The following is a 13,161-nucleotide window of genomic DNA, read 5'->3' on the forward strand; positions in this document are numbered from 1 at the left end:
GATCGCATGAACACGGACGCCCTCACCTGGCCGGAACCGGCACCGGCTCTGGCGCATGCGCTCAGTGGCGAGTTCCGCCTGCTGCGCGAGATCGGTCGTGGCGGTATGGGGGTCGTGTATCTCGCCGACGACACGCAGTTGCAGCGGCGCGTCGCCATCAAGACGCTGCCGCCGCATCTCGCGCTCGACCCGGCGGTGCGCGAGCGATTTCTGCGCGAGGCCCGTACCGCCGCCGCGCTGTCGCACCCCAACATCGTGCCCATCTACTCCGCCGCTGAGCGTGGGGGCGTGGTGTACTTCACCATGGGGTATGTGCATGGGGAGTCGCTCGCGGAGCGATTGCAGCGCGAGGGCCCGCTCGACGCGGTCGGCGCGGTGGCGGTGATCCGTCAGCTCGCGCTCGCGTTGGAGGCGGCGCATGCCCAAGGAGTCGTGCACCGCGACATCAAGGCGGAGAACGTGCTGCTCGACATGGCGGGGCGCGCCGTGGTGACCGACTTCGGCATCGCCCGCGTGAGCGAAGCGCAGCCGCTCACGGCCACCGGCACCGTGCTCGGCACCGTGCAATACATGAGCCCCGAACTGGTGACGGGTGAGGCACTCGACGGTCGAAGCGATCTGTATGCGCTGGGGGTGCTGCTCTTCCGCATGCTTACCGGGCGCTTCCCGTTCGAGCGCAACTCGGCGTCGGCGGTGCTCGTGGCGCACGTGAACAGCGCGCCGCCGCGGCTGCACGAGTATCGTCCCGATGCCCCCGACGCCCTCGATGCGCTGGTCGCCGCTCTGCTGGAGAAGCGGCCCGACGACCGCGTGCCGTCGGCGCGGGCGCTGCTGCACCAACTCGATGCGGTCGATGGTAGTCGCACCGCCACGCCCGTCGTGCCCACCCTCGCGGTGCCGGCGCGGTTGTCGTCGGTTGAGGCCGAGGCCGTGTGGGCGCGCGCCGCCGAGTTGCAAGCGCACACCGGCATGATGGTGCCGCCGGCGCTGCTGTCGACGCCTGCCGATGCGGCTGCTGCCGATTCGGCGACGGCCGACGCACCGTCGCCCACTCGCGGCTACGATCTGGACGTGGTCATGCATGCGGCGGCCGAAGCAGGCATTGCGCCAAAGTACGTGGAGCGCGCACTGGCAGAGCGACGGCAGTCCACCGCCCTCTCGCGGGTGGAGGTGACGCCCGGGGCGCGGATGCGACAGGCGCCCAACGCCTTCCTGGGTGCCCACACGAAGATCGAATTCGAATGCGTGCTCGACGGCGAATTGTCTATCGACGCGTTCGAGGAAATCGCCGATATCGCCCAGCGGTCGCTTGGCGATCTCATCGCCGTGAATGCGGTGGGGCGCACGCTGACGATGACCACGGGTGCGGCGCGAGCGGGACAAGGGGGCATGGTGCGCACCCTGCAACTCACGGTGGCCGTACGGAACGGCCGGACGGTGGTGCGCGCCTACGAGGATATCACGGGGGTGGCCGGCGGGCTGTACGGCGGCTTGGGCGCCGGGCTCGGGGTGGCCATCGGCTCGGTCACCATGGCGGTGCTGTCGAAGTCCGCCGGGGGGATCGTGGCGCTCGGCGCGCTGCTCGGTATCCTGTCCGGCGCACTGGGTGGGGCGCGCTATGCTTTCACGACCGCCTCGGCGAACAAGCAGAAGGAATTGCGGGGGCTCGTGGAGGAGCTGGCGCGCTTCGCCGTCGCCCAGCTGCATCGCACGGCGCGCTCACTCGGTAGTGGGGCCTACCCCACTTCCGGCGATCGCTAGATTGCCCGCATGACCAAGAAACGTTTGATCGTCGTGGGCGATCGCGTACTCGTAAAGCTGGAAGACGGCGAACAACGCTCGAAGGTGGGGCTCTACCTGCCACCCACGGCCGTGGATAACCAGGCGGTGCAGGGGGGCGAGATCGTCGCCACCGGCCCCGGGCTCGCACTCCCCGATCTTGCCGATCAGGGCGACGAACCCTGGCGCATCGGCGGCCAGAGCGGCCGCGAAGCCCGCTATGTGCCCATGCAGGCTTCGGTTGGCGATTACGCGCTCTTCTTCCGCAAGGCCGCGGTGGAGATCACGTTTGAGAGCGAGCAGTATCTCGTGGTGCCGCAGGCCGCCATTCTGGCGCTGGTGCGCGAGCCCCGCGAGGATATCCCGGATTACTAAACGGCTCCCGTTTCACGGGAGCATGCCCCAACACGGAGTCTGCAACAATGATGTACCCCGAACAGCTGCTCATTCCCATGCGTCAGGAGCTCACGCGCCTCGGCGTCGAAGAGCTGAAGACGGTGGCCGAAGTCGATGCGAAGCTCGCCGATCAGAAGGGCACCGCGTTGGTGGTGGTGAACTCGGTGTGCGGGTGCGCGGCGCGCAACGCGCGACCGGCGGTGGCGATGGCGCTCCAGCACGCCGTGAAGCCCGACGTGTCGACCACGGTCTTCGCCGGGCAGGATCGTGAGGCGACGGACCGGGCGCGCGGCTACTTCGTGGGCTATCCGCCGTCGTCACCGAGCATCGCGCTCATGAAGGACGGCGATGTGGTGTTCATGCTGGAACGCTATCAGATCGAGGGGCGGAGCGCGCAGGAGATCGCGGCCGACCTCACGCGGGCGTTCGATCAGCACTGCATGTCTCAGACCGCGTAATCGCCAACACGGTGTCTCAGCGTTCGGTTGCCAGCGGCAACCGAAACACAACGCCCCGGAGCCGTATGGTGCTCCGGGGCGTTGTGCTTGTGAGGTGAGTGCGATGTCTCAGTCGTTGCGGCGAATCCAACGCAGGATCTCGGCAATGGACGGGCGCTTGCCGTGCATGAGCAGCGCAGTGCGATAGAGTCGCGCCGCCGCGATCATGGCCGCGCCCGTGGTGAGGGCGAGCAACCCAATCGACAGCGCGAGTTCGGACAGGGGCACCGAGGCCAGTCCCAGGCGAAGCGGCATGAGAATGGGCGACGAAAACGGCACGAGGCTCATCGTGCGCGCGATCGGCCCGTCGGGGTCGGCGAGCGCCGGCTGGAGCAACGCCATGCTCCCCACCAGGAGCATGATCACCGGTGTCTGTGCCTGCTGCGCCTCCTGCTCGGAACTCACAATGGAGCCCACGGCCGCAAAGAGCGCCGCATACAACGTGTACCCGAGGAGAAAATACGCGAGAAGCGGTAACGCCTCGCTCAGGGTCACACTGGGGAGACTCATACTCGTACTCGTGACGCCAAGCGCGCCGAGGACCCGCGCCCGGTTGGCCAGCAGAATCACGACGCTGATGGTCCAGACGGTGAGCTGGAGCAGGGCCACCCCGCCAATGCCGAAGACCTTGCCGAACAGGAGCACGCGCGGCGATACACTGGCCAACACCAGCTCCGAAACGCGCGACTGCTTCTCTTCGGTCACACCGCGCAGCACGATCTGCCCATACAGCACGATGATCATGTAGAGCAGCACCGCCACGCCGCCGCCGAACACGAGGTTCACCTGCGCGGCGTTGCTGCGGCCGCCCTTCATCACCCGCTCGACGGTGGCCGACACACGCAGCTTGGCGATACGCTGCGCCTGTTCGACGTCGAGACCGGCTTCGGCAACACGGGCCCGCAACAATTCGCGCTCTGTCGCTCCCTGCACCCGTTCCGAAGTCACCAAGGGTGCACCACCCGCCAACAGCAGGCGTAGGACACCGGTGTTCACCGTGTTCACATCGACGATCGCCACGGCCGGCAAGGCATTTTCGCCGAGCTTGGTGCGCAGCGAGTCGAGTACACGCGTGGAGTCATCGCCACGTACGGGAATCACACGGGCACGCTTCCCAGAGCCGGTCAACCCTCCGGCCAGTTCCGTCGCGATCCCTTCGCCCATCTGCGTGCCGGTGCCATCGACGATGACCATTTCCGACAGGTCGACCGAACGCGACGACTTGTCGGCGAGGTACGGCGGCCCAATGAACAGCGCCGCGAAGAGGAGGGGAGCGAAGAGCGTGCTCGCGACGAACCAGCGCGAACGAACGCGTTCGGTGAATTCCCGGTCAATGACCGCAGCAAGCTTACCCATGGCCGCTCAACCCCGCTTCAACACCGGTGGCGCCGACTCGATCGAGGAAGATGCGGTGGAGCGACGCTTCCGTGCGATCGAACCGTGCGAGCTCCACATCGTGGGCCACGAGGGCCCGCAGGAGTTGCTGCGACGACACGTCGGCAGCGAGATCCACTTCCACCAGTTGCCCCAGATCGTCCACCGCGGCCACCAGCGTACGATCCTCAAGGACCGCCCGGGCACGATCACGACCACTACCGGCAAACTGTAGCGACACGCGCCGCGGGCCGCCGAACTCGGCCTTGAGCGCGCTGAGCGTGCCATTGGCGACGACTTCACCGCGGGAGATGATGGCCACGGCATCGCACATACGCTCGGCCGCGTCCATCACGTGCGTGCTGAAGATGACCGTTCGCCCCTCACGACGAAGCTCGAGCACGGTATCCTTGAGCGCCTGCGCGTTGACCGGATCGAGACCGCTGAATGGCTCGTCGAGAATGACCAGTTCCGGGTCATGCAGCATCGTTCCCGCGAACTGGACCTTCTGCTGCATGCCGCGCGAGAGATCTTCCACCTTCGCGGTACTCCAATCCTGTTGACTCGTGCGCAAACTGAGGCGCTCGAGCCACTTGTCGATGCGTCGATCGGCTTCCTTCGTTTCGAGTCCCTTCAGGCGCCCGAGAAACCGGAGGACACGGCGGACCTCCATCTTGCGGTATAGGCCGCGCTCCTCGGGCAGGTACCCGAGACGGTCGGAGACGGCGGGATCACCACTCGGGCGGCCGAGAACCTCGATGTGCCCCGAGTCGGGGATCATGATGTTCAGGATCATGCGAATGGTGGTGGTCTTGCCGGCACCGTTGGGGCCGAGCAGGCCAAAAACGGTTCCTGTGGGCACGGTGAGCGAGATGTCCCGGACCGCGACGTGATTCGCGTAGGCCTTCCGTATCCGCTCTACCCGAATAGCTGCTGGCACCATCACCTTGGTCAGACGAAAGGAATGTGAGCGTGGCGGTGTGGTACACCACCTGCGTGCGCCTCGTCAAACTAACGGTACGCCCGCCCGGTGTCGTGCGAGCTCGATATGCGCCACCTTTCACCTCCCATGGCTCGTCCCTTCGACTTCTCCCGCCACGAAATCGCCGGCGCGTTCGGTGACCTCGGCACCGATCTGCCGCTGCTCGTGGGCGTGATTCTCGCCACGGGGATGGACGCGTCCGCCGCCTTCGTCACCTTCGGTACGCTCCAGATCTTCTCCGGGCTCGCCTACCGGCTCCCCATGCCGGTGCAGCCGCTCAAGGCCATGGCGGCCATCGCCATCGCTGGCAAGATCGCGCCGCCGCTCCTCGCGGCTGGCGGGCTCATCGTGGGCGTGACCATGCTGCTCCTGGCCAACACGGGCGCCCTCGCATGGATCGCCCGCAACGTGCCCAAGCCGGTCGTGCGCGGCATTCAGGTGGGGCTGGGCATTCAATTGCTCACCCTCGCCGTCACCCGCTTCCTCCCCTCCGGTGGCACCAACGGCTGGCTGCTCGCCGCCGCCGCGCTGGGCGTCATCACGGTCATGCGCCGCAACCGGCACGTGCCGGCGGGCCTCGTGGTGCTCGCCCTCGGTCTCGCCTACGCCGCGGTCACCTGGCCCGCCGGCACTCCCGGCCCCTGGGGCTTCCGTCTGCCGTCGCTCCCGGCCCGTTGGCCGACCGGCGATGAGTTCGCACATGCGGCGCTCCTTCTGGCCCTCCCCCAGATCGCCCTCTCACTGGGCAACTCCGTGCTCGCCACCCGTCAGGTGGTCGCCGACTTCTTCCCCGACCGCGAACCCCTCACGGTCAGGCGCATCGGCACCACCTACGGACTCATGAACCTCGCGGCCGCCCCACTGGGCGGGCTCCCGGTGTGCCATGGCTCGGGCGGCATCGTGGGACACTACATCTTCGGCGCGCGCACCGGTGGCAGCGCTATCGTGTACGGCATCGCGCTCCTCTTCGCCGGGCTCTTTCTCGTCGGGGATCCGGCCGCCTTTCAGCGTCTGGTGCCGGGCCCCGTGCTCGGCGCCCTGCTGTTCGTGGAGGCGGTGGCGGTGCTCGCCCTCGTTCGCGATCAGTGGCCCACGCCTTCGGCGTTCGTCCTGGCTCTCGCCTGCGGGCTCACGGCGGCGTACGCGCCCTACGGATACGCGCTGGCCCTGATCGGTGGTACACTACTCAGTCTGCCCCTGCGACGCCGCTGGGAGGTACCGGTCTCTCCCTGAGTTCCTTTCACTGGATGCGCGTCAACTGGTTATTGCCGGAGGCCATACCCCGGCCGATGTGACCATGGTGGCGGGGGACAACTTCATCCCCAAGCCGGCGTCCACCGACCAGATTCTCGCGGTGGTCCGCCGGCAGCTGCTGTCGCGACTACCGTGAGCTCCTGGCTCAGAAGAACCAGCGCTTGAGCCCCGTGCGTCCCGCCCGGTTGGCACTGGCCAGACGCCAATACAGCGCGAAGCCGGAGACGGTGAGGGCGAACAGCGCGAGCCCCCACACCATGGCGAACACGAGGCCGCCGTCTCCGAACGCCTCACCGGAATGCACGCGGTTGATGAAGGGCTTGTCCGCATACCCGTCGCTGCGGAGGAGCTGCGCCGTACGGGCGTCGAAGACGAGACGCTTGTCCTCGCCGCCTTCAGGACGGCCCAGATACAACGTGATCACCGGCTCCTTGCCCTTGAGTTCGATGGCGATCTTGTCGATGGGCGCCCCGGGGGCCTCCTTGGCGGCACCGGCCATGACCTGCGAAATGAGCCCCGTCCACGCGTCGGGCGGCGAGTCCGTCTTGACGGCGCTTACGAGTTCACGGTTGGCCTCGCGAAGGGCTTCGTCCTCGCCGAAGAACTCAGTTCCGGCAACGAGAACGCCGGTGAGGGCGGCGAAGGCGAGAAAGAGCGCGGCGGGGGCACCGATCCAGCGGTGCCACTGACGCCAGAAGGCGGGTGTGGGCATGGGGGCGAAACGCGGGCGAAGGAAGATCCGTTGTGCCGAATGTCCATTTTACGGCGCGCGGGGTAATATCCGCGCAGTGCCGAATTCTTGCACCGTTTCACTTTCCAGCCCCGACTATGTCCATCTCCCGCCGCCTTCTCGCTTCGTTCTCGCTCGTCGCCGTTGCGGCCAGCGTTGCCACCGCTGCCCCGCGCATCCTGGCCGATCTCACCGGCAAGTGGAACGTGACGGTCGCCACGCCCGATGGCACGCAGCCGTCGGTGATGACGCTCACCCAGAAGGGTGACTCCGTCGCCGGTACCCTCGAGTCGCAGCTCGGCAGCGCGCCGGTCGCCGGTGTAGTCAAGGGTGACACGCTGAAGTTCGCCTTCCAGCTCGACATGGGCGGCCAGGCGCTCGTCATCAACGGCGTCGGCGCCATCAAGGACAAGGACAACATGAACGGCGCACTCGATGTCGCCGGCATGGGTGTGATGCCCTTCACCGCCGTTCGCCAGCCGTAACGGCCCGGGCGGCACCGTCCGCCCGCGGTACGCACTCCGATCGTCCCCAGCGCCGCACGGGCCTCTTCCGGCTCCCGTGCGGCGCTGCTGCGGATGGCTCCCGACATCACGTCCCAGACCGGCAACCCGCCGCAATCATGGCCCGTAATCTTCCCCTCGCGCTGTTGTCACTCGCCGCCGGTCTTGGCGCCACCTGGGTGGGGGCGCGCGGTGTTGGCGCTCTGCCGCCGCTCGGCGCCCTGCTGTCTCCCTCGGTCGGACTCTGGGCGAACACCGCCAACGATCTGCCGGAACGCGCGGACGCCAAGATCCCGGGACTCACCGACTCGGTGGACATCCGGTACGACGCGCGCAGCGTGCCGCACATCTTCGCGAAGAACGAACTCGATGCCGTACGGGCGCTGGGCTACGTGGTGGCCCGCGATCGCCTCTTCCAGCTTGAGCTGCAGTCGCGCGCCGGTGAGGGCACACTCACCGAACTGGTGGGCGATGTGGCGCTGCCGGCCGATCAGGAAACGCGGCGGCTCGGCATGCCGCGCGCGGCCGAAGCGCGCATGAAGACGATGGACACCACGGGCGCGCTCTATCGCATCCTCGCCGCCTACGCCGAGGGGATCAACGCCTATCGCACGTCGCTCGCCACCGCGCAGCTGCCCATGGAGTACAAGCTCCTGCAGAAGACGCCGCGTGAGTGGTTGCCGATTCATTCCTCCCATCTGTTGAACCGGATGGGGTACACGCTCGCGCACTCGCCCATCGAACTCGATCTGCTGCAGGCACGGGCGCTCGTGGGGGACAGTGCGGCGCGCGCGCTGTGGGACAGCTCATCGCCGGTGCAGGAGCCCATTCAGCCGGCGCCGCGCAATGCGCCGCGAGAGGCGCTGACGGCGCTGTACTCTCCCGGTGCTCCCGATACGAGCGCGCAGCGGTTGGTCGCATCCCTGGGCTCGGCGCCGGGCGCACTCCGCTTCATCCGCGACGCCGCGCTCACGGCCGACGAACGCTTCGCGCTGCAGCAGGAACGCGCCTTCGCGTCGAATAACTGGGCCGTGTCACCATCGCGCAGCATCAGTGGCAAGGCGATGGTCGCCGGTGACCCGCATCTCGAACTCACGCTGCCGAGCATCTGGTTCGAGGTACACCTCGTGGTGCCGGGCGCGATGGATGTGGGCGGTGTGACGATTCCCGGGTTGCCCGGCGTCACCATCGGTTACACCCGCGCCTTCGCGTGGAGCTTCACCAATACCGGCGGCGACGTGATGGACTTCTGGCGCGAAACGGTGAACGATGCCGCGCGCCCCACCACCTACGAACTCGACGGCGCACAGACGCCGCTCGAGGCCCGTGTGGAGCAGTACCGCAACGCGAAGGGCAACGTGATCGCCACCGATACGGTGTACTACACGCATCGCGGCCCCATGCGAAAGCAGGGGAGCGAGTGGCTCTCCATGCGCTGGACGGTGTTGGAAGCCGGCAATGAACTGCTGGGCTTCTACCAGGGGTTGCATGCGACCACGGCATCGGCCTTCCTCGATTCGCTCGCTGCCTACTACGCGGCGCCGGCGCAGAACATGATCGTGGCCGACACGGCGGGCACGATCGCGATCCGCTCCACCGGCAAGCACCCCATTCGCGCCAACAAGGGGCGAGGGACGGACATCCTCGACGGTCGCACCCGCGGCAACGACTGGATCGGCTTCCGCACGGTGTCGCAGTATCCGCAGAGCTTCAATCCCGCGCAGGGCTATCTCGCGTCGGCCAATCAGGAGCCGGTCGATCCGCAGCTCGACTCGCTGTATCTCGGCACCGATGCGCACTATGAGATCTGGCGCGCGCTGCAGATCAATCGCCTGCTGCGGGCCGACAGCACGATGACGCCCGACCAGATGCGGGCCTTCCACACGGACCCGGGGAGCGTGCGTGCCGACCGGCTCGTGCCGGCCTTCGTCGCCGCGGCGCAGGCGCGCCTGCAGCAGGGCGATGCCTCGGCATCACTGAAAGCCGCTGAGTCGATCCTGAGCGCATGGGATCGCCGCTACACGCGTGACAACACGGGCGCGCGGCTCTTCGAGACGGCGATGGTGCGCGCGATGACGCTGTTGTGGGATGAGTTCATTCCCGCCGGTAAGGACGCCGCGGTCGTGCGGCCGAGTGAATCGCGGTTGTTGCAGCTGGTGGGTGATGCGGGGAACGCCTGGTGGGACGACAAGCGCACCGGCGATGTGCGCGAGGATCGCGATCAGCTGCTGGCGCGCGCGCTGGCGCAGGCCTACGACACACTCGTGACGGAGTTCGGCGATCCCGCCAAAACGCCGTGGACGTGGGGCACGGTTGCACCGGCCAAGCCGCGCCATCTGCTGCGCCTCGACGGCTTCTCGGCGCCTGACGTGCCGGTCGATGGCGGACGCGGGACGCTCAATCCCAGCACCGGTTCGCGCCGCGCCAACTTCGGCGCCAGCTGGCGTATGGTGGCCGAGCTCGACGCGTCCCCGCGCATCCGCGCCGTGTACCCGGGCGGACAGAGCGGCAATCCGGGCAGCCCGCGCTACCTCGATCGCCTGGCGACGTGGGGCAACGGCCAGCTGGATAGCGTGCGCACCCCGCGCACGCCGAAGGACCTCGCCGCCTCAGATGTGCGCGCGACACTCACGCTCACCCGCTGAGGGATCGACCCATGACCAAGCGATCGATCTTCCTGTCCGCCGTCGTCCTGCAGGTGGCCGCCCAGGCCTTCGGCGGCGTCTGGGGCGCCGCCATCGCGGGGCTGCTCGTCGGGCTCGCGCTGCGTGATCGCGGTGCGTTTCGCATCGGCTTCGGCAGCGCGCTGCTCGCCTGTGCGCTGCTGCTCGCCTTCGTCGGCGCCCGCGGCGGCGACGTGCTCACCTTCGCGTCCATGCTCGGCGGCAACTTCAAGCTGCCGGGCTACGCGATCATTCTCGTGACGCTGTTGCTGCCGGCCGTGCAGGCGGGAGGAATCGCTGGGGGAACAGCGAGACTGCTGAGAGCTCAGAGCTGAGAGCTGAGAGCTCAGACGTGAGTGGGGAACTGCGTCATGATAACGGCGTCATGGGTCATGGTTACCGCGAAGGGCTAACCGCGGGAAACAACGCTGTTACGCGCGGTTAGGTCTTCGCAGTCATCATGACCCATGACGCCGTTGTCATGACGCAGTAACCCGTAGTTCCCCCCGCCGTTACCCCCGCAGTTACTCCCGCAGTCCCCCGTCCGCCTCCGCCCATACTCGCCGTATCGCGATCGGCGCCTGCTGCTCCGTGAGGAACCACGTGCCTACCTGTCCCCAGTTGGCGCGCTTTACGGCCTCGTCGGCGCTGATGCCGAGCGACTTGAGGCGCGTCGCCTCGGCGATCACGCTGGTGATCGCGTCGCGGAAGGCGACGAGCTCCTCGCGCGAGCGCTTCCCCTTCTCGATGAAGCCGTGCCCGGGGATGTAGCGCTTCACGCGATCGATCGTGAGCGCGGCATCGATGGTGCGCGCCCACTCGCTGGGGTAGGCGCTGCGCATCGCGGGGAAGACGCGGTTGAGGTACGCCTCGCTCATGAAGAGGATCTGTTCGCGGGGCAGGTGCACCATGAGGTCGCCGCCGGTGTGGGCGCGGCCCATGAAGCGAACGACCACTTCGGTGGTGCCTACGTCGATCGTCTGCACGTTTCCGGTCATTGCCGTCGGCGGCACGATCACCGGCCGCGAGGCGGTGGCGGCGGCCGAGTCACGCTTGAGCTGCGCGAGCGACGTGGGGTGCACCACCCAGGTGAGGCCAGCGGGGAGCACGTTGTTGCCGGCGGTGTGGTCGCCATGATCGGATCCCACCACGTACCACTTGAGCGGTAACGGCGTGATGGTCTTGATGCGATCGAGCATCGTCTGCGTCGCCGCCGATGAGCCCTGACCATCGGCGATGAGTACGCCGTCCTTGCCGATCACGATGAGGCTCACGGTGGTGAAGCCTGGCTGACGGATCTCCTCGTAGCCGTACACATGCTTCGACAGCTTCACCAGCCGCGGAAAGGCGCTGAGCGGGATCCCGCGCACGGCGGGGTCGGCGGTGCGGATCTGCGCGCGGCCCACGGCGGGCACGACCAAGGCGGCGCCTAGTGCGGCGACGGCCAGCAGGGTACGGCGAAGCGGTGAGGTAGGCATGCCGCAAATTGCGCCCCGGATTGCTGCTCGCGCAAATCGTGTCCCGCCCGTACAATCACGCGGTCTCCCTCCCGCTACGTCACCCCAAGCGTTTCGCGCCATGCCCTCCACGTTCCTGGGCGAATTCTTCGGCACCCTCATCCTGCTGCTGCTTGGCAATGGGGTCGTGGCCAACGTGCTGCTCACCGATACCAAGGGCCACAACGGCGGCTTGATCGTCATCACCGCCGGCTGGGCGTTCGCGGTGATGTCCGGCGGGATGGTCGCCTCGGCGCTCGGCGCGCCGGGCGAACTCAATCCGGCCGTGTCGATCGCGAATATCGTGGTGGGAGCGTATCCGCTCGCCACGGGGCTGGCGCACATCGCGGCGCAGATGCTTGGCGCGATGGCGGGTGCCGCGCTCGTGTGGCTGCACTATCTGCCGCACTGGGCACGCACGACCGACGCGGAACTCATTCGCGCCTGTTACTGCAATTCCCCGGCGGTGCGCAGTACGGTGCCGAACCTTGTGGCGGAGATCATCGGCACCGCGGTGCTGGTCATCGTCGCCGGCGCGATCGGTGCGCAGGGGACGCTGGGCGCCACCCCGGCCACCAATGTCGGTGGTTTCCTCGTGGGATGTCTCGTGTGGGGTATCGGCCTGTCACTCGGCGGCCCCACCGGGTACGCGATCAATCCGGCGCGCGATCTCGGCCCGCGCATCGCGCATGCACTGCTGCCGATCGCGAACAAGGGCGGCAGCGACTGGGGCTATTCGTGGATTCCGGTGCTCGGCCCGATCATCGGCGCCACGGCCGCCACGCTGCTCTGGCGGTCGCTGGTCGCCTGACGGCGGCGCGCTCGATCAGCGCGCTGTATCAGCGCGCGCCGCGCGCGCGGTAGCGTGCCAGCCAGTCCGCACTCCAGCTGGTGAATCCTCCTCGCTGCAGCTCGTCGCGCGCGCGCGCCATGAGGGCGAGGAGAAAGCTGATGTTGTGCAACGCCAGCAGGCGCGGGCCGAGCGGTTCCTCGGTGACCATGAGGTGCCGGAGATACGCGCGATCGTAGTGTGTGCACGCGGGGCAGGGGCACTCGGTCGTGAGCGGTCGACGGTCGGTGCGATAGCTGCTCTTCTGCACCTGCACCTTGCCGTCGGGGGTGAAGACGGTGCCGTGCCGCCCCATGCGCGTGGGTGCCACGCAGTCGAACAGGTCCATGCCGCGCCCGACCGCTTCGAGCAGGTCATCGGGAAACCCCACGCCCATGAGATAGCGAGGCTTGTCCCAGGGGAGGAGCGGGGCGCAGGTATCGAACGTGGCGTACATGGCCTCCTTGGCCTCGCCAACGGACAGCCCACCCACGGCGATGCCCTCCCAGTCCCCGGTCTGCAGAATGCCGTCGATGCTCGCGGTGCGCAGATCGGCGTAGGTTCCGCCCTGCACGATCGGGAAGAGCGCCTGTGGTGGGGCGACGCATTCGTCGTCCTGATGCTGCGTGGCGAGCAGCGGTGACCCCTCGGTGGCGGC

The 13,161-nt window shown here is 67.7% G+C and carries 13 protein-coding genes; 8 read left to right on the top strand and 5 right to left on the bottom strand.

What is annotated here, in order from left to right:
* The 3 genes from ACIQ6O_RS06175 to ACIQ6O_RS06185 form a co-directional block, all read left to right on the top strand.
* Positions 1 to 1,761 (top strand): serine/threonine-protein kinase (locus ACIQ6O_RS06175; protein ID WP_396206907.1); only part of this gene is annotated, 1,761 nt, incomplete at its 5' end.
* A gap of 9 nt (positions 1,762 to 1,770) precedes the next feature.
* Positions 1,771 to 2,154, top strand: coding sequence for a co-chaperone GroES (locus tag ACIQ6O_RS06180; RefSeq protein WP_396206908.1), 384 nt, complete (start codon positions 1,771 to 1,773; stop codon positions 2,152 to 2,154).
* Positions 2,155 to 2,204: 50 nt separating this feature from the next.
* On the top strand, positions 2,205 to 2,633 hold the full coding sequence (locus ACIQ6O_RS06185) for a BrxA/BrxB family bacilliredoxin (protein WP_396206918.1): 429 nt from the start codon (positions 2,205 to 2,207) through the stop codon (positions 2,631 to 2,633).
* A gap of 108 nt (positions 2,634 to 2,741) precedes the next feature.
* Here ACIQ6O_RS06185 and ACIQ6O_RS06190 read toward each other — a convergent pair whose 3' ends face one another.
* A complete protein-coding gene (locus ACIQ6O_RS06190) occupies positions 2,742 to 4,028 on the bottom strand; it encodes an ABC transporter permease (RefSeq protein WP_396206909.1) in 1,287 nt (428 codons plus the stop codon).
* Positions 4,021 to 4,989, bottom strand: a complete 969-nt coding sequence (locus ACIQ6O_RS06195) for an ABC transporter ATP-binding protein (RefSeq protein WP_396206919.1) — start codon at positions 4,987 to 4,989, stop codon at positions 4,021 to 4,023. The genes ACIQ6O_RS06190 and ACIQ6O_RS06195 overlap by 8 nt, the downstream gene beginning before the upstream one ends.
* Before the next feature lie 126 nt (positions 4,990 to 5,115).
* On the opposite strand from ACIQ6O_RS06195, the gene ACIQ6O_RS06200 reads away from it, so the two are divergent.
* Positions 5,116 to 6,261, top strand: coding sequence for a putative sulfate/molybdate transporter (locus tag ACIQ6O_RS06200; RefSeq protein ID WP_396206910.1), 1,146 nt, complete (start codon positions 5,116 to 5,118; stop codon positions 6,259 to 6,261).
* A gap of 166 nt (positions 6,262 to 6,427) precedes the next feature.
* Here the strand turns inward: ACIQ6O_RS06200 and ACIQ6O_RS06205 are convergent, their stop codons facing one another.
* Positions 6,428 to 6,994 (bottom strand): PepSY domain-containing protein, encoded by a 567-nt coding sequence (locus ACIQ6O_RS06205; RefSeq protein WP_396206911.1) that lies wholly within the window; start codon positions 6,992 to 6,994, stop codon positions 6,428 to 6,430.
* Positions 6,995 to 7,110: 116 nt separating this feature from the next.
* Here ACIQ6O_RS06205 and ACIQ6O_RS06210 point away from each other — a divergent pair, with 116 nt between their 5' ends.
* The 3 genes from ACIQ6O_RS06210 to ACIQ6O_RS06220 all read left to right on the top strand — a co-directional run bounded on the left by ACIQ6O_RS06210 (position 7,111) and on the right by ACIQ6O_RS06220 (position 10,513).
* Positions 7,111 to 7,497, top strand: coding sequence for a hypothetical protein (locus tag ACIQ6O_RS06210; protein ID WP_396206912.1), 387 nt, complete (start codon positions 7,111 to 7,113; stop codon positions 7,495 to 7,497).
* A 137-nt stretch (positions 7,498 to 7,634) separates the two neighbouring features.
* Positions 7,635 to 10,160 carry a penicillin acylase family protein gene (locus ACIQ6O_RS06215; protein WP_396206913.1) on the top strand — a complete coding sequence of 842 codons (2,526 nt, stop codon included), beginning with the start codon at positions 7,635 to 7,637 and terminating at the stop codon, positions 10,158 to 10,160.
* Positions 10,161 to 10,171: 11 nt separating this feature from the next.
* Complete coding sequence (locus ACIQ6O_RS06220; protein WP_396206914.1) at positions 10,172 to 10,513, top strand: hypothetical protein; 342 nt, start codon at positions 10,172 to 10,174, stop codon at positions 10,511 to 10,513.
* A gap of 189 nt (positions 10,514 to 10,702) precedes the next feature.
* Here the strand turns inward: ACIQ6O_RS06220 and ACIQ6O_RS06225 are convergent, their stop codons facing one another.
* Positions 10,703 to 11,656 (bottom strand): hypothetical protein, encoded by a 954-nt coding sequence (locus ACIQ6O_RS06225; RefSeq protein ID WP_396206915.1) that lies wholly within the window; start codon positions 11,654 to 11,656, stop codon positions 10,703 to 10,705.
* Positions 11,657 to 11,756: 100 nt separating this feature from the next.
* On the opposite strand from ACIQ6O_RS06225, the gene ACIQ6O_RS06230 reads away from it, so the two are divergent.
* Positions 11,757 to 12,485, top strand: coding sequence for an MIP/aquaporin family protein (locus tag ACIQ6O_RS06230; RefSeq protein ID WP_396206916.1), 729 nt, complete (start codon positions 11,757 to 11,759; stop codon positions 12,483 to 12,485).
* 28 nt (positions 12,486 to 12,513) lie between these two features.
* On the opposite strand, the gene ACIQ6O_RS06235 is transcribed toward ACIQ6O_RS06230, so the two are convergent.
* Positions 12,514 to 13,161: tRNA-guanine transglycosylase (locus ACIQ6O_RS06235; protein ID WP_396206917.1), on the bottom strand; the 648-nt coding region annotated here is incomplete at its 5' end.

Source organism: Gemmatimonas sp., assembly GCF_044345575.1.
Taxonomy (GTDB): Bacteria; Gemmatimonadota; Gemmatimonadetes; order Gemmatimonadales; family Gemmatimonadaceae; genus Gemmatimonas.

What these genes read in the sequence shown, in the direction of transcription:
- ACIQ6O_RS06205 (WP_396206911.1), bottom strand. Translation starts at nt 6,994, where the DNA reads ATGCCCACACCCGCCTTCTGGCGTCAGTGGCACCGCTGGATCGGTGCC.
- ACIQ6O_RS06215 (WP_396206913.1), top strand. Translation starts at nt 7,635, where the DNA reads ATGGCCCGTAATCTTCCCCTCGCGCTGTTGTCACTCGCCGCCGGTCTT.
- ACIQ6O_RS06190 (WP_396206909.1), bottom strand. Translation starts at nt 4,028, where the DNA reads ATGGGTAAGCTTGCTGCGGTCATTGACCGGGAATTCACCGAACGCGTT.
- ACIQ6O_RS06185 (WP_396206918.1), top strand. Translation starts at nt 2,205, where the DNA reads ATGTACCCCGAACAGCTGCTCATTCCCATGCGTCAGGAGCTCACGCGC.
- ACIQ6O_RS06200 (WP_396206910.1), top strand. Translation starts at nt 5,116, where the DNA reads ATGGCTCGTCCCTTCGACTTCTCCCGCCACGAAATCGCCGGCGCGTTC.
- ACIQ6O_RS06180 (WP_396206908.1), top strand. Translation starts at nt 1,771, where the DNA reads ATGACCAAGAAACGTTTGATCGTCGTGGGCGATCGCGTACTCGTAAAG.
- ACIQ6O_RS06210 (WP_396206912.1), top strand. Translation starts at nt 7,111, where the DNA reads ATGTCCATCTCCCGCCGCCTTCTCGCTTCGTTCTCGCTCGTCGCCGTT.
- ACIQ6O_RS06225 (WP_396206915.1), bottom strand. Translation starts at nt 11,656, where the DNA reads ATGCCTACCTCACCGCTTCGCCGTACCCTGCTGGCCGTCGCCGCACTA.
- ACIQ6O_RS06195 (WP_396206919.1), bottom strand. Translation starts at nt 4,989, where the DNA reads ATGGTGCCAGCAGCTATTCGGGTAGAGCGGATACGGAAGGCCTACGCG.
- ACIQ6O_RS06230 (WP_396206916.1), top strand. Translation starts at nt 11,757, where the DNA reads ATGCCCTCCACGTTCCTGGGCGAATTCTTCGGCACCCTCATCCTGCTG.
- ACIQ6O_RS06220 (WP_396206914.1), top strand. Translation starts at nt 10,172, where the DNA reads ATGACCAAGCGATCGATCTTCCTGTCCGCCGTCGTCCTGCAGGTGGCC.